The sequence below is a fragment of the Massilia sp. PWRC2 genome, assembly GCF_049896725.1.
GTDB lineage: Bacteria > Pseudomonadota > Gammaproteobacteria > Burkholderiales > Burkholderiaceae_D > JAFCUW01.
The window spans coordinates 213,882-233,077 of sequence record NZ_JAFCUW010000001.1; the positions used below are offsets into that span (position 1 = coordinate 213,882).

Consider the following 19,196-nt stretch of genomic DNA (forward strand, 5'->3'; position numbering starts at 1 on the left):
AAAAAAACCGCCAGGCTTGCGCGCTGGCGGTTTTTATTCAGGCAGAGAACGTTTAGACAGCAGGTGCAGCCGGCACTTCGTTACCTTCAGCGGCCTTCATCGACAGCTTCAAACGGCCGCGGTCATCGGTCTCGAGGACCTTGACGCGCACGTGCTGGCCTTCTTTCAGATAATCGGCAACGGCGTTGACACGCTCGTTGGCGATCTGCGAGATGTGCAGCAGGCCGTCCTTGCCTGGCATGACCTGGACGATGGCGCCGAAGTCGAGCAATTTGAGCACGACGCCGTCGTAGGTTTTACCCACTTCGACCGAGGCGGTCAGTTCTTCGATGCGACGCTTGGCTTCCTGGCCGGCGGCAGCGTCGACGGACGCGATGGTGACCACGCCTTCGTCGCTGATGTCGATCTGGGTGCCCGTTTCTTCAGTCAGTGCGCGGATGACAGCGCCGCCCTTGCCGATGACGTCACGGATTTTCTCCGGATTGATCTTGATGGTGATCAGGCGCGGTGCGAAGTCCGACAGTTCGGTCTTCACGTGCGGCATGGCCTTTTGCATTTCGCCGAGGATGTGCTCGCGGCCTTCCTTGGCCTGGGCCAGGGCGACCTTCATGATCTCCTTGGTGATGCCCATGATCTTGATGTCCATCTGCAGCGCCGTGATGCCATTGGCGGTACCGGCCACCTTGAAGTCCATGTCGCCGAGGTGATCTTCGTCGCCCAGGATGTCAGACAACACGGCAAACTTGCCGCCTTCCTTGATCAGGCCCATGGCGATACCGGCCACGTGCGCTTTCATCGGCACGCCGGCGTCCATCAGTGCCAGACAGCCGCCGCAGACCGACGCCATTGACGACGAACCGTTCGATTCGGTGATTTCCGACACCAGGCGCACCGAGTAGCTAAAGTCGGCGGCGTCAGGCAAGGCGGCGATCAGCGCGCGCTTGGCCAGGCGGCCGTGGCCGATTTCGCGCCGTTTTGGCGTGCCGACACGACCCGTTTCGCCGGTGGCGAAAGGAGGCATGTTGTAGTGCATCATGAACGAATCGGTGTACTCACCCATCAGTGCGTCGATCTTCTGGCTGTCGCGGGCGGTGCCCAGCGTGGCCACCACCAGCGCCTGGGTTTCGCCACGGGTGAACAGGGCCGAGCCGTGGGTGCGTGGCAGGATGCTGGTGCGGATCGAGATCGGGCGCACGGTGCGGGTGTCGCGGCCGTCGATGCGTGGCTCGCCATTGAGAATCTGCGAACGCACCACTTTGGCTTCGATGTCGAACAGCAGGTTGCCCACTTCAGCGGCGTCGACCGGCGTATCCGGCGTTTCGGCGTTCAGATCGGCGATGACTTCAGAGAATGCGGCTTTCAGCTTGGCCGTACGGGCCTGCTTGTCCTTGGTCTGGTAGGCGTCGTTGATCTTGGCATCGGCAAATTTTGCCACGCGGGCGATCAGCGCGTCGTTCTTCGCCGGCGGGTTCCAGACGATTTCATCCTTGCCACCGTCGCGCACCAGTTCGTGGATCGCGTCGATCACCACTTTCATTTGCTCGTGACCGAAGACGACGGCGCCGAGCATGATTTCTTCGGACAGTTGCTGCGCTTCCGATTCGACCATCAGCACGGCCGTTTCGGTACCGGCAACGACCAGGTCCATCTGCGAGGTTTTCAGTTCGGTGGTGGTCGGGTTGAGGATGTACTGGCCATTGGCGTAACCGACGCGGGCAGCGCCGACCGGACCGTTGAATGGCACGCCGGAGACCGACAGGGCGGCGGAAGCGCCGATCATGGCGGCGATGTCCGGGTCGATCTCAGGATTGACCGACAGCACGTGGATGATGACCTGGACTTCGTTCAGATAACCTTCAGGGAACAGCGGACGGATCGGACGATCGATCAGGCGCGAGGTCAACGTTTCTTTTTCCGAAGGACGGCCTTCGCGCTTGAAGAAGCCGCCCGGGATCTTGCCGGCAGCATAGGTCTTCTCGACGTAGTCGACCGTCAGGGGGAAGAAATCCTGACCTGGCTTGGCATCCTTGCGCGCCACCACGGTGGCCAGCACGACGGTGTCTTCGATCGACACCAGCACGGCGCCGGAAGCTTGACGGGCAATTTCACCTGTCTCGAGGGTGACTTGATGCTGACCGTACTGGAAAGTTTTCGTGACTTTGTTAAACATGGGTATTCCCTTTCTATTTGCCGACAGATTTTCAGGGGCTGTCGTTCACCTCACCGCAGATGGCCACAGGCCACCTTTACTTCTTTAATTCAACTTTTTGAACCCACATAATGCAAAATGCCCGCGACAGTCAAACTGGCGCAGGCATTTTCGGTCAAAACAGGACAGGCAAAAATTACTTGCGCAGGCCGAGTTTGGCAATCAGATCGCGATAACGGGTCGCGTCTTTCGACTTCAAGTAGGACAGCAGGCTTTTACGACGGTTGACCATCATGATCAGACCGCGGCGCGAGTGGTGATCCTTGGCGTGCGCCTTGAAGTGACCATTGAGTTCGTTGATGCGGGCGGTCAGCAGTGCGACCTGAACTTCCGGCGAACCGGTGTCGTTTTGGCCACGTGCGTTGTCGGCGATGATCGCTGACTTGTCGATGTTTTCTACGGACATGATGTTACCTTTCACATGCGGTGCAAGAGTCGTAACCCAGCGCACCGTGAACTTCGATTGAACCCGGCCACATGACCGGACCGGCGATTATAAGCGAAAACAGCGCGTGCGGCCAGTGAAGATGGCGCCCGGCTGGGGCATCATGGCGATATTCGAACAGGAGAGCACCATGCGTTACCAAATTGCAGCGAGCTTATTGACAATCGAACTACTACTGTCCGGCTGCGCCGCCGTCGGCGGTCCGCCACCGCAGCCAGGGGAGACGGTCGACGCCGTCGTCGCACGGCTGGGCCGCCCCACCGCCACCTATGCGCTGGCCATTGGCGAAGAATACGAATACGCGCGCGGCCCGTTCGGCCAGCAAACCTATATGGCACGCTTCGGTGCTGACCGGCGCCTGCGCAGCTTCGAGCAAGTGTTGACGGGAGAAACTTTCGCCACCATCAAACTCAACAGCGCCACCCACGAGGATGTCTTGCGCACCGTCGGCCGCCCCGCTGAAACGTCGCGCGTGCGCCTGAACAATTACGAAGTGTGGTCCTACCGCTACAAGGAAGCCGGCGTGTGGAACTCGATGATGCACGTGCATTTCGACGAGGCCGGGATCGTGCGCCTGCTGCAAAACGGCCCCGATCCGATGTATGACGAGCGGCGGTTCATGCGCTGAGTTCTTGCACGGTCACAGCCGCTCGTCTGCCCGCAGCGCCTCCTCGCCCGTCTGGATGATGCTGACCGGCTTGCCCTTGACCAGCCGTACCAGGTAGATCACGTAGCCAGACAGACCATACAGCACAAACAGCGGCCACAGCACCTTTGCAGTGTCGATCGCCAGCAGCGCCAGCACCAGCGCAATCAGGAACACGGTGATAAATGGCACCGTCTTGCGGAAATTGACGTCCTTAAAACTATAGAAGGGCACGTTGGTGACCATGGTCAGGCCGGCAAACAGGGCGACCACAAACGAGAACCATGACACTTCTAGGCCAGAAATGCCGAAGTCGCTCATCATCATGATGAAGCCGGCCACCAGGGCCGCTGCAGCGGGGCTTGGCAAACCCTGAAAGTAGCGCTTGTCGACCACTTCGATATTGGTATTAAAACGGGCCAGGCGGCAGGCGGCGCCGGCGCAATAAATAAAAGCGGCGATCCAGCCCGCCTTGCCCAGACCGCGCAGCGACCATTCATAGATCACCAGCGCCGGTGCAGCGCCGAACGACACCATGTCGGACAGGCTGTCGTACTGGGCGCCGAACTCGGACTGGGTATTGGTCAGACGGGCCACGCGGCCGTCGAGCGCATCGAGCACCATGGCAATAAAAATCGCCCAGACCGCCTGCTCGAAGCGCAGGTTCATGGCCTGGACGATGGCATAGAAGCCGCAGAACAGGGCGGCCGTGGTGAACGCGTTGGGCAGCAGATAGATGCCGCGGCGGCGCACGGGATTACCGGCGGCATCGAGCTTGCGGCGGCCAAAACGGGCCAGTTTCTTGGCGCCGGGTTTTCTGCGCGGGGTAAAAGAAGGCATGGAGATTCCGTTTCCGATGAAAGCGCTGTCAACACTGATGCGCTTATTATAGTGGGCAAGCCGGCCGCGCAGCCGGCCGTTCGCCCCCTCGCTGCCTTACTTGAAACGTACCTTAGCCACCACGTTCATCTGCAGCGTGGTCTCGCCCGGCTCGAACGATGGTTCTGCCACCGCCGCCGCCTCGCTCATGCGCATCGATTTCATCGCCATCGGCGCCGCTGCCGCACGGTCCTGGCCGGCATAGTTGCCGGAGCCTTCGAAGTCGACGGTATCGAGGCTGGCCTCGGCGCGGTTGCGGCCCATCGCTGCGGCGATTGAAGCGATGCGCTCTTGCAGATTTTTGTAAGTGGCCGCGATGCGCGCCTCATCGAGTTGACGCAAAGTGGCGGGCGCCAGACCGAAGTTCAGGCCATTTAGCGACAGCACTTTCTGGGCGGCGGCGGCGGTCTTCGGCAGGCCGGCCAGGTTGACCGTTTTCACTTGCAGGCTCTGGCCCACCCGGTAACCGATGATCTGTGGTTTTGCTGCGGTGCCACTGGCCAGTGGCCGCTGCTCGGCGTACACGGGATAGGTGTAATAGCCTTCCGTCTTTAGCGCGGCCTGGGCATCTTCGCGGTGGATGATCTCCATGCCCTGTTTCATTTTGAGATTGACGCGCGAAGCGGCAACGGCCTTGTCCTTGTCCTGCTCTTCGATGGAAAAACTGGCAACGGCCTGGTCATTGGCATGCACCACTTCGCCGAAAGCGGGGACCACGACCAGCGTGCCGCTGGTCGACTGGGCATAGGCCGAGGTGGCGGCGAGCAGGGTGGCGGCGCAGATGAGGGGGCGTAAGACCATGTGAAAAGCTCCTGATGAATGGGTGATACCGGAACAGTAACGGCTCGATGCCGTCTTGACGAGCATTGTCATCGAAAGTTGCAATTGAATGTGCAAAGGGCAGGCCCGTCGCACACGACGGGCCTGCCCTTTGTTGCCGCAACACTGGCGGTGGACGTGGGGACCGCAGCGCAGGCGCCTGCGCGGCCCCGCCTTGCTTAGTTTTTCGACTGATCGACCAGCTTGTTCTTCGCAATCCACGGCATCATCGCGCGCAGCTTGGCGCCCACTTCTTCGATCTGGTGCTCGGCCGTCAGGCGGCGGCGCGAAATCAGGGTCGGCGCGCCCGCCTTGTTTTCCAGAATAAAGCTCTTGGCGTATTCACCGGTCTGGATATCTTTGAGGCATTGCTGCATGGCCTTCTTGGTCTCCGACGTGATGATCTTCGGACCGGTCACATACTCGCCGTATTCGGCATTGTTGGAGATCGAGTAATTCATGTTGGCGATGCCGCCTTCATAGATCAGGTCGACGATCAGCTTGAGTTCGTGCAGGCATTCGAAATACGCCATTTCCGGCGCGTAGCCCGCTTCCGTCAGGGTCTCGAAACCGGCCTTGATCAGTTCAACGGCGCCACCGCACAGCACGGCCTGCTCACCGAACAGATCGGTTTCAGTCTCTTCGCGGAAGTTCGTTTCGATGATGCCGGCGCGGCCGCCGCCATTGGCCATCGCATACGACAGGGCGATGTCACGGGCCGAGCCCGATTTATCCTGGTAGACGGCGATCAGGTGCGGCACGCCGCCACCGTTGGCATAGGTACCGCGCACGGTATGGCCGGGGGCCTTCGGGGCGATCATGATGACGTCGAGGTCGGCGCGCGGCACGACCTGGCCGTAGTGGACATTGAAGCCGTGGGCAAAGGCCAGCACCGCGCCCTGCTTGGCGTGCGGGGCAACATTGTCGTGGTAGACCTGCGCGATGTTTTCGTCGGGCAGCAGGATCATGATGATGTCGGCCGCCTTGATGGCGTCGTTGACTTCCGCCACTTTCAGGCCGGCCTGCTCGACCTTGCTCCACGACGCCCCACCCTTGCGCAGGCCGACCGTCACATTGACGCCGGAATCGTTCAGGTTTTGCGCGTGGGCGTGGCCTTGCGAACCGTAGCCGATGATGGCGACGTTCTTGCCTTTGACGAGGGAGAGGTCGCAATCTTTATCGTAAAAAACTTTCATGATCATTCCTTGTGAAATTTGTTCAGTAAATTTGATGGGGGTGCTGCGCTGGCTCAGACCTTGAGGATGCGCTCGCCGCGGCCGATGCCGGAGCCGCCCGTGCGCACTGTCTCTAAAATCGCCGCGCGGTCGATCGAATCGATGAAGGCGTCGAGCTTGGTCTTGTTGCCGGTCAGTTCGATGGTGTAGGTTTTTTCGGTGACGTCGATGATGCGGCCACGGAAGATGTCGGCGGTGCGCTTGATCTCTTCGCGCTCCTTGCCCACGGCCCGCACCTTGATGAGCATGAGCTCACGTTCGATGTGCTGGCCTTCGGTCAGGTCGACCACCTTGATCACCTCGATCAGGCGATTCAAGTGCTTGGTGATCTGCTCGATGATGTCGTCCGAACCGCTGGTGACGATGGTCATGCGCGAGAGCGTGTCATCTTCGGTCGGCGCCACCGTCAGCGTTTCGATGTTGTAGCCGCGGGCGGAAAACAGGCCGACCACGCGCGACAGGGCACCGGCTTCATTCTCGAGCAATACAGAAATAATATGGCGCATTACAGGTCCTCCGATCCGAGCAGCATTTCGGACAACCCCTTGCCGGCTTTCACCATCGGCCAGACGTTTTCACTCTGGTCGGTGATGAAGTTCATGAACACCAGCCTGTCCTTCATGGCAAACGCTTCGCGCAGGGCGCCATCGACGTCGCCTGGCTTGTCGATATTCATGCCGACGTGGCCATACGCCTCCGCCATCATCTTGAAATCCGGCAGCGAATCCATGTAAGACTCGGAATAGCGGCCGCCGTAATCGATTTGCTGCCACTGGCGCACCATGCCGAGCGCGCGGTTATTGAGCAGAATGATCTTCGGCGTCAGGTGATACTGCTTACAGGTGGCCAGTTCCTGGATATTCATCTGGATCGAGCCTTCGCCCGTGATGCAGGCAACGGTGGCGCCCGGGTTGGCCATCTGCACGCCCATGGCATACGGCAAGCCGACGCCCATGGTGCCGAGGCCGCCCGAATTGATCCAGCGCCGTGGCTTGTCGAACGGATAGTACTGGGCCGCCCACATCTGGTGCTGGCCGACGTCCGAGGTAATGAAGGCGTCGCCACCCGTCACATCCCACAAACGCTGGACCACTGACTGCGGCTTGATGACGGTGTCCGAGCCCTGGTACGCCATGCAGTCGCGGCCACGCCATTCGGCGATCTGCTTCCACCACGCTTGCAGGGCGACCGGGTTCGGTTTGGTTTCAGCGGCGTCTAACTGCGCGAGCAGCTCGATCAGTACATCCTTGACGTTGCCGACGATGGGAATATCGACCTTGACCCGTTTCGAGATCGACGACGGGTCGATATCGATGTGGATGATCTTGCGCGGGTGCGAGGCGAAATGCTTGGGATTGCCGATCACGCGGTCGTCGAAGCGGGCGCCGATGGCGATCAGCACGTCGCAGTTTTGCATGCCCAGATTGGCTTCATAGGTGCCATGCATGCCCAGCATGCCGACAAACTTGTCGGACGACGAGCGATAGCTGCCCAAGCCCATCAGGGTATTGGTGACCGGAAAGCCGAGCTTGTCGACCAGCTTGTTCAGTTCAGGCGAGGCGTTCGCCAGGATGACGCCGCCACCGGCATAAATCATCGGGCGTTCAGCCTGCAGCAGCAGCTGTACGGCTTTTCTGATCTGCCCGGAATGGCCCTTGTCGACCGGCTTGTAGGAGCGCATCTCGATTTCCTTCGGATACGCATACACGCACTTGTGCATGCTGATGTCCTTGGGAATATCGACCAGCACAGGGCCGGGGCGGCCGGTGCGGGCAATAAAAAAGGCTTTCTTGATGGTGGCGGCCAGGTCGCGCACATCTTTCACCAGGAAATTGTGCTTGACCACGGGGCGGGTGATGCCGACGGTGTCGCACTCCTGGAATGCATCCTGGCCGATGGCGTGGCTCGGTACCTGGCCGGAAATGACCACCATGGGAATCGAATCCATGTAGGCCGTCGACAGGCCGGTGACGGCATTGGTGACGCCCGGACCGGAGGTGACGAGGGCGACGCCAACCGTGTTCGAGCTGCGCGAATAGGCATCGGCGGCGTGCACCGCGGCCTGCTCATGGCGAACCAGTACGTGCTGGAATTTGTCTTGCTGGAAGATGGCGTCGTAAATGTACAGCACCGCGCCGCCGGGGTAGCCGAAGACGTGCTTGACGCCCTCTTCCGCCAGACAGCGGACGACAATTTTTGCACCGGTGATCGGTGCTTCTGCTTCGTTAGTCATAAAACATTCCTTTCAAGACCCATTGGGAGGTGATCGGATGCTCATTCCTGGCGATGCTTGCATGGCGCGACAGTGCTCAGGCGTCCCTTTTCTCTGCGGTCGCGGCAATTGTCCACGTCAACGGCGTGACGTTTCAAAAAGGCGCTGGGCGCAACTCGTTCGGCGTGAGTTTCTGTGGCGATGGTGCAAACCTCTCGTGCTTGTGGCACGGGTCTGAGCAAACTGCCTACATAAGAAAGCGCGTCACGTCGTTGCCTCGCTTGTGTGCAGGTGACGACGGGACCATAGAGCTTCGGGATGACAAAGCGTTGTTCACAGTACTGCGTTGCACCAAATCGGTCAAGACAAACTGTGGATTAATCGGCAATTGCACCGTCGCTGTGCGTTAAATGCAAGCAAAGCAGGCGCTTTTTTGCTAGGATGCGTCAGTTTTCATTTCAGCATGGTTTGCTGTCCGGGTGTCACAATTGACCCGTTCGACCGCCGCCCTTCCCGCGCATGGCCACAGACAAAGAATTATCGGATTTCCTGGAGCACGTCGAACGACGCGCCTTCAAGCAGGCCGTCTATGCCGTGCGCAAAGATGAGGCCGCACTCGACATCGTGCAGGACGCGATGATCAAGCTGGCCGAAAAATACGGCGACAAGCCGGTCGCCGAATTGCCGATGCTGTTTCAGCGCATCGTGCAGACCACCATCCTCGATTACTTCCGCCGCGAAAAAGTACGCAATGCCTGGGTCAGCCTGTTCTCCGGCATGGGCAAACGGCAGGAAGGCAACGATGATTTTGATATACTGGAAACCCACGAAGCAGAGGAAGGCAGCGCTGCCGCCGAGAGCACGGCCGACCAGGTCGAGCGCGCGCAAACGCTGGCCATCATCGACGCCGAGGTACAAAAGCTGCCGGCGCGTCAACGGGAAGCCTTCCTCATGCGTTATTGGCAGGACATGGACGTGGCTGAAACAGCCGAAGCGATGGGGTGCTCTGAAGGAAGCGTCAAAACACACTGTTCGCGGGCGACCCATACCCTCGCCGAATCGCTGAAAGCCAAGGGACTTAAATTATGAACACCGACGATCTCAATTTTGCGTACAAGGTACGCCATGCGCTCAACGAAACGCTGGACGATTTGCCGGCGTCGACCACGGACCGGCTCGCTGCCGCCCGCCAGGCGGCCATGGCCCGCAAGAAAGCGCACGTGCCGGCGCTTCTGGCGCAGCGCGTCGCCCGTCCTGGTTTCGCTGGCAATATTGGTCAGCTGATGTCGTCGTTCAATTTTCCGGCGATGGGCCGGGCCGGCGCCATCATCCCCCTGCTGGCGCTGGTGGCCGGTCTGGCCGGGGTCTACCAGTACGAACAGGAGCGTCGCATCGCCGAACTGGCCGAGCTCGACGCCGCCGTGCTGTCGGACGAGCTGCCGCTGACGGCGTACCTCGACCACGGCTTTAATCAATACCTTGCCCAGCGCGGTCAATAAGGTGGTCCGCCTCGCCTGCCTGTGCGGCGCCGCCCTGCTGGCCCTGGCGGGCGTGGTGCTGGCGCAAACCGGAACCGCGGTTGCGCCAGCGCTTGCACCGGCCACGGCACCCGCAGTTCCCCGCGCGATTGCCCCCGCAGCCGCGCCCGCCGCCAAAGGCGCCGTCAACCTCGTCAAACCGGCCTGGGCCAGCCTGTCAGCCGCGCAAAAAGTGGCGCTCGAGCCGCTCGCTGCCGAGTGGGACCGGATGGAAGCCATCCGCAAGCAAAAATGGCTCGACATCGCCAACCGCTTCGCCTCGATGAAACCTGACGAGCAGGCACGGGTGCACGAAAAAATGCGCGAATGGGTACGCATGACGCCCGGCGAGCGCCGCCTGGTGCGCGAAAATTACACGCGTGCGCAAAAGCTCGACGTCACACAAAAATCCGCACAATGGGAAAAATACCAGCAACTGCCGGAAGAACAAAAGCAAAAACTGGCAGAAGAAGCGGCAAAGCGGAAGAAGCAACTGACCAATCTGCCCACGCCGACCCAGGCCAGCGTCAAGACTGTGGCGCCAATTTTGCGCAATCCACAGCCGCCCTGCCCCGCCGGCAGCGCGCGAGCGGCAGCGCCAGCGGGCGGCAGCGCCGTGGCAGCCTGCGTCGCCGTCAGTCCGCCGGCGCTGGTGCCGGCAGCGGCGGCAGCGGCGGCACCAGCGCCGGCCCTGCCTCCCGGCCCGGCCGTCAATGGCCGCTAAGCCGGCAGTGGGCGTCCCTACCATCGGCCGTCGCTTGATGGCCATGTTGTACGAGGCCTTCCTGCTGACGGCGGTGGAAGCGCTGGCCATGTTCATTTACCTGTTCGCCACCCTCAACCAGCACAGCGCGCTGCTCGATCAGGGCCGCAATGCGGTGTTTTTTCTTGTCGCCGCCCTCTATTTTATCCACGCCTGGTCGGGCAGCGGCCACACCCTGGCGATGAAAACCTGGCGCATCAAGCTCGTCATGCCAGGCCACGCCAAGGTGCCGCTGCGGCCGGCCGCACTGCGCTACCTGCTGGCCTGGGGCTGGTTTTTGCCCGCACTGCTGGTCTGTTATGTGTTCCATTTGCGCAGCCCGGGGCAGATCGTCGGCGCGCTGGCCGCCGGCATCGCCGCATGGGCGCTGACAGCCTTGTTCGACAAGAACCGCCAGTTTTTGCACGATAAAATTGCCGGCACCCGGCTCATTGCGTTGCCCAAGCGCTAGGGAAGCACCGATTTATTCCGGCGGATGGAATCGGTCACTAAAAAGGTGCTCGGCAAGGCGCAATACCGCAGACATGCCGGGGCATGGCGAGGATTTGCAACGCAGCTGGGCACTTTTTTCGTGTGCCGAGTCCGCCGTCATGAATTAATCAGTGCGTCCCCGGTGCCGTTCATTTCATGCTTGGGACAGGCACCGCCAGGTACCGGTCGCAGGTCGGAATGACTAGCGCTGCACGCCTTCCAGCCGATCCACCTCATTCCACCACGCTTGCGCCGCCGCCGGCTGCCGAACATCGAGCCGCTCGCCCATGCGCGGCGTGGTGATCGCCACCCCGCTGGCGGTGGCCAGCGCATGGATGCGCTCGAACGGTTCCTGCCAGCGGTGCAGACCCAGGTCAAACGTGCCGTTGTGGATCGGCATCAAGGTCTTGCCCTTGAGATCAAGGAACGCCTGCAAGGTTTGCTCTGGCTGCATGTGCACATCGGGCCACAAGGCATCGTAAGCCCCCGTTTCCAGCATCGCCAGGTTGAACGGCCCGTACGCAGCACCGATCTGTTGAAAGCCATCGAAATAGCCGGTATCGCCACTGAAGAATAGCTTGAGGTCGCCATGCTGGATCACCCACGAGGCCCACAAGGTGCGGTCGCGGTCCGATGGCGTGCGGCCGGAAAAATGGCGGGCAGGCGTGGCCACCAGGGTGACGGCGCCCACCTCGGTGCTGTGCCACCAGTCGAGCTGGCGCACCTTGGCGGCGTCGATGCCCCAGGCGATCAGGCGCTCGCCCACCCCCAGCGGCGTGATGAAGTGGCGCGTAATGGGGGCCAGCGCCAGCACGCTGGCGCGATCGAGGTGGTCGTAATGGTCGTGCGACAGGATCACCGCTGCGATCGGCGGCACATCGGCAATCGCAATGGGCGGCTGGTGAAAGCGCGCCGGACCGGCCCATTGCACGGGCGAGGCGCGCCGCGAAAATACCGGGTCGGTCAGGTAGAACAGCCCGCCAAATTTGAGCAGCATGGTCGAGTGTCCGAGCCGGAACACGCTGTCGTCAGGCGCTGCCTGTAATTGCGCACGGCTGAGCGTGTCGACGGGAATCACGCCGGTCGGCACGGTGGCCTTGCTCTTCTTGAACATCACCGTCCAGAACAGCGCCAGGTTTTCGCCCAGGCTGGGCTTGTGCACTGGCTGGGCATTATGAAAAGTGCCCGCGTGGTAGTGCGGCGACCGGGCGATGGCGCTGGCAACGTCGCCGCCGACAGGGACAGCGGCGGCGGCAGAAATGGTAGCTGGCATGGCGGTCAGTCCAAGGGTCAGGGCAAGCAGAAGCAGCCGGTTTATCATGATTGAGAGCAATCACAACAAAAAGCAACTGCGTCTGCTGATCCCCGCTTTGCCCTTACTGACTGGCCAGGACGTTACCCTTGCGATCAACCAGCGCCACTTTGACGATTTCGGCTTTGACGATCTTGTCGCTCAGGTCGGCCTGCTGGGTGTACGCATATACCACCAGGTTGAGCTGCTCGTACTTGCTGCGCAAGCCTTCGATGGTGCGGGCACTGTCTTCGGCGGCGACGTTCAGGTAGCGGTAGGCGTCGCCATTGGTAAAGCCGATCTTGTAGGTGCTGTTGTCGTTGAAATAGCGATACGAACCCGATTGCCAGACCGCGCTATTGAGGGGAAAACCCTTTTTGTCGAAGTCGTATTTCTCGATCGGGCTGTCGATGGTCATCTTGACGTAGCGGCGCTGGCCCGCTTCGGCGACGGCGCCATCGATGCGTGGCTTGAGTGCGGTCAACAGATCGTTGCGGCGAAATTCGTCGCTGGCACGCGCATAGTCGGGCGAGAAGCTGGTGGCCACTTCCTTGTAATCGATGGGCATGGCAGCGAGCGAGAGGTAGCTGAACATCAGCTGGTTGCCGCTGTTGAGTTCCACATACTGGCTCTCGGGCGTGTTCTTGTCCGCCTTGGGCAGCGCGGCGCGACTGACCAGTTCACGGGCGGCGGCGACCGCCTTCGGTGCAGTGGCATCGGCCAGCGTGGGCGCCTTGGCGTCAGGATCGGCCTTGGCAGTCTTGTCACCGCAGCCGCTCAAGGCGGCGATCAGTGCGGTGGCGATCAGGGTGGAGCGGGTCAAATGCATGGTAAGTCCTTAAAAAAACCAGCCTTAAAATAAGGCGCTGTCCACGTTAAGTAGGGAACCGTACGTGGTTGTTGAAATTTGACGGGGATCGTCGCGTCACCGGATATCGACTGCGCAGCGCGGAAAGCAAACTCTTCAATATCTAACGGTGACAGCGCCCCAAGGAACAATCAGGCTGCGCGGGCAGCCAGGTATCCGATGGCGCCGTTGACGGCGAACGCCACGCTGGTGGCGCAGGCCAGATAAAAGCCCAGGCCCAGCGACACCGCGCGCATTGCTTCGCGCTGCATGCTGCGTTGCATCTCCTCGACCATCTGGGCGGCAGCGGCGCCGCCGAACGATGCGGCGCTGCTGCGCGCCTCGTCGACCGCGTTGCCGATGCTGTGATAAAACAGCAGCGCAACGAGCAGCATGAACACCAGCGGCAACAGCGCAGCGAGGTGGGCGCGACTGTCGTGCCACAGGCGTGGGGTGGCCGGTGCCAGCAATGCCAGCACCGCCAGCAAACCGTACAAGCCGGCGCCGGCGCTGCCGCCCCGCAGGCTGGACATGACGCTGTCGGGCGAATTGAGTACGCCCAGCAGCTTCCAGAACGACAGGCCGACGCTGTATTGCGGGCCGACATTGACAACCACGCTGTTCAACACGAACCAGGCCAGCGCCAGCAAACCGAGTCCGGCCAGCAGCGGCACACCGAGTCGCCCCACCAGGTCGGTGGCGAAGGCGCCGCCCTTGGCGCGCGCTGCGGCCAGCATCAGTTCGGATTGTTCGCGCGCCAGTTGTGCATCGGTGACCGGCTGCAGGGCGCTGATACTACCGTCCGCTGCAAACTGCGCTTCGACCGTCATGCCGGTGCGGGGCGCCTGGTCGGAGCGCCACATGCCTTCGAGGGTGAATGGATATTGCTGCCCTTCAATCATCAACAGCCCATTGCTAGCGCTGGTATCCCGTAAAATCTTGCCGCGTTTTGTCATCGCACCGCTTCCCATGGTTGCAATCAATCATCCAGATCACTCTGGTACCACCCCTCGTTTCCGGGGCGACACTATATTGACGTCAACAGTAGTAAAGCGACATCATCAAAGTGGATGATTCGCAGCGCTGCGGGCGCTTTCGGCGGCATTGCGCGGCAGGGCGATCAGCATGCGCACCAGGTCTTGCTGGCGCGCTTCGCCGGTTTTGTAGAGCACCGCGCGCAATTGCGTGCGCACGGTCGCCACGCTGACGCTGTAGAGGGCGGCGAAGTCCTGTACCGACATGCCGCCGCCGAGCGCGTGGGCCAGGCGCGCTTCGGCCGCCGACAGGCCGAAAATCTGCATCAGCTCGCTGGGGGGCAATACCGCCCGGTTTTTGCCCAGGCTAAACACCAGCACCACCGCCGGCTGCAGCCGGCCCAGATAGGCATCGAAAGCGCCGCCGTCGTCCTGTGGGTCGGGACGGATGCGCATGCCCGACACAAACATCGGCGCCATCCCCGGCCCTGCCCGCAGCGCCACCGTGGGCGCGTGACCATCGCGCTGCACGCGGCGAAACAGCGCCGCCAGCGCGCCGCCCTCGGCCAGCGTGCCGGCGCTGAACTGCTGGCGCAGCGCGCTGCCCAGCAAGCCATCGGCCTGGCGGTTGCAGTAAATCATCCTGGCATGCTGGTCGAGCGCCATCACGCCCACCTCGAGCGCCTGCAGCGCCCCCTCACTGGCCAGCGCCGCGGCCAGCGGGGCGTGGGCGAACACGCTGCCCATCGCCCGGCCCAGGTGACTGATGTAGCGCTCAAAGAAGCGCTGTTCGTGGTCAGTGAAGTCGTCGCGGCCGGCGCCGTGGTTGAAGGCGACAAAGACTTGCTCGTTGGCGCTGCGGTGCAGGCAGGCGCCGATGACGTAACGGAATCCTTCGGGGATCAGGAAGTCTTGGTAAAACGGATCGCGGCTGACAAAGCGGGCATCAAAAAACTCGCTGCAGCGATGGGTGCGTCCCACCTGCGCCTGTTGAATGTAGAGGCGACGCGGATCGATGCGGTTGTAATGCGCTGCGTACAGATCACCAACGGCTTGCGTGCCCGCTTGCGACAGCAGCCGAAATGTCTCGGCGCCCTGATTGCTGATGCCGACAATGTGACAGAGATCCGAGCCAAGCAGGCGGTCGGCCTTGCTGACTGCCCGCTGCAAACGGGCGGGATCGAGCACCGCGCCGTACAAATCGCCCAGCACATCATCCCATTGCTCTACGTTAATGCTCAACACGTAACCACCTGTGTAAATGTCAAAGTGACAGCAAGGTTACGTCAAAATCTAGGCAAAAGCACCATCTTTATTTAACAATGAGGGTGGCACTTGATGGCTGACGGTGGTCGCAGAGGCAGCCGGCGCTGCGGCCGCATGGGCAGCGAGCGCAGGCGCGTGCCGGTGGTGTGGCAGAGGACATCGGCAATCGCCGCCGCTACCCGCAGCTGGCCGATTTCGCCGACACCTTTGGCGCCGCTGCGGCTGACCACACGGTCATCTTCGGGCACACCTATGACGTCAATATTGGCGTTGATGGCGATATGCGATTGGGAAAGATTGTGGTTCATGAAGCGCCCCAGCACGTGTTCGGCGAGGGGCGCTTCGTGCAGAGCCTGACCGCTGCCCCACACCACGCCGCCGCTGATCGGGCTGCTGGCCGCTGTGGCGTTGATGATGGCGTGCTGTCGGCTCAGGCCCGCCTGCGCGGCGCAGCTGGTGCAGGTCCGTGCCGGCTTGTCGCGCAGCAGGTCGGGCAGGGTCAGCCATGTCTCGACGTGAATATCGACGGCGGCGCCGTTGATGGTGGCATGCAGGCAGATCACTCGATTAAAAGCGCTCGTACTCGTGCAAATAACGCCAGTGCCCCGCCGGCAAACTGGCCATCGGCACCCGACCGACGCGGATGCGGCGGGTCGACACCACCGTCAAGCCGACCATGCGGCACATGTGCAGCAGCTGGCCAGGGCGGATGCCTTTGCCGGCAAAGCGCAGCCGGGTTTCGTTTTGCCAGCTGGCCTTCATCGGCAGCAGCGGCTTGCCGTTAAAACTGAGGCCATGATTGAGCAGCGCCAAGCCGCCTTCGCGAATATTGCCGGCCACTTCGACGACAAATTCCTGTTCGACGCGCACTGCTTCGTCGAGCACCTTGCGGGTAACCCGAAAATCCTGGCTGTACACCACCAGGCCGCTGGCACGCTCATCGAGCGGCGTGGTCACCGTCAGGTTGGCCAGGTGGCGCTTCAAAAAGCGCTGCTTGCCGTGCTCGGCCAGCACCAGCGACACGGGCGTGAGCAGGCGCACGGCGGCGGCGGCATCGAGGCCGGGCGGTTTATGCAGCAAGATGGTGACCGGCACGATGTCGTCAAGCGTGGCAGCGTCGTGCAGCGTCACTTCCTGCTCGTCGGCCACGCGGGCGCCCGCCTCTTCGACGACGGCGCCGTCGACCAGCACCCAGCCGCCGGCGATGTATTTATCGGCGTCGGCGCGCGAACAGGGCAGCATCTCGGCGACCCGCTTGGCCAGGCGGATGGTGCCATCGGCCTCGGTGGATTTTTTGTACTCGGTATCGCTCATCGGGCGCTGCGCCAGTCACTGAAAAAGCGCGAGAACACGGCGATCACGTGATCGACGTCGGCCTCGCTGATATTGATATGGGTGACCAGGCGGGTGTGCTGCCCCACGCTGGCGCGGATGCGCTCGGCCAGCAATGCCGCGCGCAGGCTGTCGACGGCAGCGGGCGGCACCTCGACATAAAAAATATTGGTCTGCGGCGTCGCCACGGTCAGGCCGGCGATGCTGGCCAGGCCGCACGCGAGCCGCGCCGCATTGACGTGATCCGCGGCCAGCCGCGCGACATTGTGCTCGAGCGCGTACAGGCCGGCAGCGGCCAGAATGCCGGCCTGGCGCATGCCGCCACCGAGCATCTTGCGCCAGCGCTTGCCCCGTTCGATGAATTCTTTTGAGCCGAGCAGCACTGAACCGACCGGCGCCCCCAGCCCTTTCGACAGGCACACCGACACCGAGTCAAAACCGCGCACCGCGTCTTTCAGGCTGATGCCCTGCTTGACGGCGGCATTGCAGATGCGCGCGCCATCGAGGTGGGTGGCCAGGCCCCGGCTGTGGGCGAATGCAGTCGCCTCCTGCACATACGACTGGCTGAGCACCTTGCCACCGATGGTGTTTTCCAGCGCCAGCAGGCGCGAACGGGCAAAGTGCAGGTCGTCCGGCTTGATGTAGTGCGCGATATCGGCCAGCGCCAGGCTGCCGTCGGGCTGGTTGGCAATCGGCTGCGGCTGTATGCTGCCCAGCACGGCGGCGCCGCCGCCTTCGTATTTATAGGTGTGGGCGTCCTGCCCCACCAGGTATTCGTCGCCGCGCGCACAATGGAGCATCAGCGCGATCAAATTGGTCTGGGTGCCCGATGGCGCGAACAGGCCCGCCTCAAAACCGAACAGGGCGGCAGAGCGCTCCTGCAGCAGGTTGACGGTGGGGTCGTCGCCGTAGACGTCGTCGCCCACGGGGGCGGCCGCCATGACGGCGCGCATCGCCTCGTTGGGCTCGGTGACGGTGTCGCTGCGCAGATCAATCCAGTGTTCGCTCATGCCGGGCTGTGCTCCAGTTGCTTGGTGTAAAACCGCTGGCCCATTTCTTCCAGGCCAAGGGTGGCGAGTACTTCCTGCAGCCGCTCGCTGGGACGCTTGCGCGGCAGATCCTTGTAGCTGGCGACGATCAACTCGTTTTTCATCGAGTGTTCCCAGCCGACCAGTTCGGTCACATTGACCTGGTAACCGTGCGCCTCGAGCTGCAGGCAGCGCAGCACATTGGTGATCTGGCTGCCGAATTCGCGCGTGTGCAGCGGATGGCGCCAGATTTCCGTCAGCGCGCTCTTGCCCAGATCGCGGCCCTTGTTTTTCTTCAGCACGCTGGCCACTTCGGCCTGGCAGCACGGCACCAGCACCATGAATCTTGCCTTCTTTTTGAGGGCAAAGTCGATGGCGTCGTCGGTGGCGGTGTTGCACGCATGCAGTGCGGTAACGATGTCGATGCGCTCGGGCAGCGCGCTCGAGCCGGTCGATTCAGCCACCGACAGGTTCAAAAAGCGCATGCCGGGAAAATCGAGGCGGGTCGCCAGCTCTTGCGACTTGGTCACCAGCTCGGCGCGTGTCTCGATGCCGTAAATGCGCGAACCATCGGCGCGGTGCTTGAAGAACAGGTCGTACAAAATAAAGCCCAGGTAGGACTTGCCGGCGCCATGGTCGACCAGCGACACCTGCGGATGGTCTTGCTCGATCTCGCGGATCAGCGGCTCGATGAACTGCACCAGGTGGTACACCTGCTTGAGTTTGCGGCGGCTGTCCTGATTGAGCTTGCCGTCGCGCGTGAGAATGTGCAGTTCCTGCAGCAGCGCCACCGACTGGCCGGGACGCACTTCGGGCGGCAGGACCAGCGCGCTGGCGGGCCTGGCTTCTTTTTGGTCAGGACGCTTCATCGATCAGTGGTTCTTTTCAGCGGCGTGGTTGATGGTGTACTTCGGCAGTTCCACCACCAGGTCGGTCTCGCCGATGATGGCCTGGCAGGACAGGCGCGACACCGCTTCGAGGCCCCACGCCTTGTCGAGCATGTCTTCTTCCTGTTCCTGCGGCTCGTTCAGCGAGGCATAGCCCTCGCGTACCAGCACGTGGCAGGTGGTGCAGGCGCACACGCGGTCGCAGGCGTGCTCGATCTCGATGTCGTTTTCGAGCAGCAGGTCGCACACCGATTTGCCGGCGGGCGATTCAAGCACGGCGCCTTCAGGGCACAGCACGGGATGGGGAAGGATGACGATTTGCGGCACGGGGAACCTCTTGGAATGATCGAACGAAGGCAAGCAGCGCCTGTTGTG

At 61.9% G+C, this 19,196-nt stretch carries 21 protein-coding genes; 5 read left to right on the forward strand and 16 right to left on the reverse strand.

Annotation, left to right across the window (positions count from 1 at the left end):
• Positions 1–52: 52 nt before the first annotated feature.
• Both pnp and rpsO read right to left on the reverse strand, forming a co-directional pair.
• Positions 53–2,170, reverse strand: a complete 2,118-nt coding sequence (gene pnp / locus ACP7BZ_RS00965) for a polyribonucleotide nucleotidyltransferase (protein WP_426109772.1) — start codon at positions 2,168–2,170, stop codon at positions 53–55.
• A 175-nt stretch (positions 2,171–2,345) separates the two neighbouring features.
• The gene (rpsO, locus tag ACP7BZ_RS00970; protein WP_426109774.1) at positions 2,346–2,615 is read right to left on the reverse strand and encodes a 30S ribosomal protein S15; all 270 of its coding nucleotides are present in this window, start codon (positions 2,613–2,615) and stop codon (positions 2,346–2,348) included.
• A gap of 169 nt (positions 2,616–2,784) precedes the next feature.
• On the opposite strand from rpsO, the gene ACP7BZ_RS00975 reads away from it, so the two are divergent.
• Positions 2,785–3,282 (forward strand): hypothetical protein, encoded by a 498-nt coding sequence (locus ACP7BZ_RS00975; protein WP_426109775.1) that lies wholly within the window; start codon positions 2,785–2,787, stop codon positions 3,280–3,282.
• A 12-nt stretch (positions 3,283–3,294) separates the two neighbouring features.
• On the opposite strand, the gene pssA is transcribed toward ACP7BZ_RS00975, so the two are convergent.
• The 5 genes from pssA to ACP7BZ_RS01000 all read right to left on the reverse strand — a co-directional run bounded on the left by pssA (position 3,295) and on the right by ACP7BZ_RS01000 (position 8,466).
• The gene (gene pssA / locus ACP7BZ_RS00980; RefSeq protein ID WP_426109776.1) at positions 3,295–4,140 is read right to left on the reverse strand and encodes a CDP-diacylglycerol--serine O-phosphatidyltransferase; all 846 of its coding nucleotides are present in this window, start codon (positions 4,138–4,140) and stop codon (positions 3,295–3,297) included.
• A gap of 96 nt (positions 4,141–4,236) precedes the next feature.
• The gene (locus ACP7BZ_RS00985) at positions 4,237–4,980 is read right to left on the reverse strand and encodes an SIMPL domain-containing protein (RefSeq protein WP_426109777.1); all 744 of its coding nucleotides are present in this window, start codon (positions 4,978–4,980) and stop codon (positions 4,237–4,239) included.
• Between the two features lie 197 nt (positions 4,981–5,177).
• The gene (ilvC, locus tag ACP7BZ_RS00990; protein ID WP_426109778.1) at positions 5,178–6,194 is read right to left on the reverse strand and encodes a ketol-acid reductoisomerase; all 1,017 of its coding nucleotides are present in this window, start codon (positions 6,192–6,194) and stop codon (positions 5,178–5,180) included.
• Positions 6,195–6,247: 53 nt separating this feature from the next.
• Positions 6,248–6,739, reverse strand: coding sequence for an acetolactate synthase small subunit (ilvN, locus tag ACP7BZ_RS00995; RefSeq protein WP_426109779.1), 492 nt, complete (start codon positions 6,737–6,739; stop codon positions 6,248–6,250).
• The gene (locus ACP7BZ_RS01000; protein WP_426109780.1) at positions 6,739–8,466 is read right to left on the reverse strand and encodes an acetolactate synthase 3 catalytic subunit; all 1,728 of its coding nucleotides are present in this window, start codon (positions 8,464–8,466) and stop codon (positions 6,739–6,741) included. The genes ilvN and ACP7BZ_RS01000 overlap by 1 nt, the downstream gene beginning before the upstream one ends.
• 498 nt (positions 8,467–8,964) lie before the next feature.
• Between ACP7BZ_RS01000 and ACP7BZ_RS01005 the strand changes: the two genes are divergently transcribed.
• From ACP7BZ_RS01005 to ACP7BZ_RS01020, 4 genes are read left to right on the forward strand one after another with little or no spacing between them, the layout of a single operon-like run.
• Positions 8,965–9,534 carry an RNA polymerase sigma factor gene (locus ACP7BZ_RS01005; protein WP_426109781.1) on the forward strand — a complete coding sequence of 190 codons (570 nt, stop codon included), beginning with the start codon at positions 8,965–8,967 and terminating at the stop codon, positions 9,532–9,534.
• Positions 9,531–9,944, forward strand: a complete 414-nt coding sequence (locus ACP7BZ_RS01010) for a DUF3619 family protein (RefSeq protein ID WP_426109782.1) — start codon at positions 9,531–9,533, stop codon at positions 9,942–9,944. The genes ACP7BZ_RS01005 and ACP7BZ_RS01010 overlap by 4 nt, the downstream gene beginning before the upstream one ends.
• A gap of 1 nt (position 9,945) precedes the next feature.
• The gene (locus ACP7BZ_RS01015; RefSeq protein WP_426109783.1) at positions 9,946–10,686 is read left to right on the forward strand and encodes a DUF3106 domain-containing protein; all 741 of its coding nucleotides are present in this window, start codon (positions 9,946–9,948) and stop codon (positions 10,684–10,686) included.
• Positions 10,676–11,176, forward strand: coding sequence for an RDD family protein (locus ACP7BZ_RS01020; protein WP_426109784.1), 501 nt, complete (start codon positions 10,676–10,678; stop codon positions 11,174–11,176). The genes ACP7BZ_RS01015 and ACP7BZ_RS01020 overlap by 11 nt, the downstream gene beginning before the upstream one ends.
• A 222-nt stretch (positions 11,177–11,398) precedes the next feature.
• On the opposite strand, the gene ACP7BZ_RS01025 is transcribed toward ACP7BZ_RS01020, so the two are convergent.
• The 9 genes from ACP7BZ_RS01025 to fdx form a co-directional block, all read right to left on the reverse strand.
• Positions 11,399–12,469 carry an MBL fold metallo-hydrolase gene (locus ACP7BZ_RS01025; RefSeq protein ID WP_426109785.1) on the reverse strand — a complete coding sequence of 357 codons (1,071 nt, stop codon included), beginning with the start codon at positions 12,467–12,469 and terminating at the stop codon, positions 11,399–11,401.
• A gap of 103 nt (positions 12,470–12,572) precedes the next feature.
• Positions 12,573–13,316, reverse strand: a complete 744-nt coding sequence (locus ACP7BZ_RS01030; RefSeq protein ID WP_426109786.1) for a hypothetical protein — start codon at positions 13,314–13,316, stop codon at positions 12,573–12,575.
• 170 nt (positions 13,317–13,486) lie between these two features.
• A complete protein-coding gene (locus tag ACP7BZ_RS01035; protein ID WP_426109787.1) occupies positions 13,487–14,290 on the reverse strand; it encodes a hypothetical protein in 804 nt (267 codons plus the stop codon).
• Between the two features lie 105 nt (positions 14,291–14,395).
• Positions 14,396–15,550 carry a helix-turn-helix transcriptional regulator gene (locus tag ACP7BZ_RS01040; RefSeq protein WP_426109788.1) on the reverse strand — a complete coding sequence of 385 codons (1,155 nt, stop codon included), beginning with the start codon at positions 15,548–15,550 and terminating at the stop codon, positions 14,396–14,398.
• Between the two features lie 74 nt (positions 15,551–15,624).
• Complete coding sequence (locus tag ACP7BZ_RS01045; RefSeq protein ID WP_426109789.1) at positions 15,625–16,137, reverse strand: hypothetical protein; 513 nt, start codon at positions 16,135–16,137, stop codon at positions 15,625–15,627.
• A 4-nt stretch (positions 16,138–16,141) separates the two neighbouring features.
• A complete protein-coding gene (locus tag ACP7BZ_RS01050) occupies positions 16,142–16,888 on the reverse strand; it encodes an rRNA pseudouridine synthase (RefSeq protein WP_426109790.1) in 747 nt (248 codons plus the stop codon).
• Positions 16,885–17,916, reverse strand: coding sequence for a low-specificity L-threonine aldolase (gene ltaE / locus ACP7BZ_RS01055; protein ID WP_426109791.1), 1,032 nt, complete (start codon positions 17,914–17,916; stop codon positions 16,885–16,887). The genes ACP7BZ_RS01050 and ltaE overlap by 4 nt, the downstream gene beginning before the upstream one ends.
• On the reverse strand, positions 17,913–18,803 hold the full coding sequence (locus tag ACP7BZ_RS01060) for a class I SAM-dependent methyltransferase (protein ID WP_426109792.1): 891 nt from the start codon (positions 18,801–18,803) through the stop codon (positions 17,913–17,915). Before ACP7BZ_RS01060 ends, ltaE begins: the two co-directional genes overlap by 4 nt.
• 3 nt (positions 18,804–18,806) lie before the next feature.
• A complete protein-coding gene (gene fdx, locus ACP7BZ_RS01065; protein ID WP_426109793.1) occupies positions 18,807–19,148 on the reverse strand; it encodes an ISC system 2Fe-2S type ferredoxin in 342 nt (113 codons plus the stop codon).
• Between the last annotated feature and the right edge of the window lie 48 nt (positions 19,149–19,196).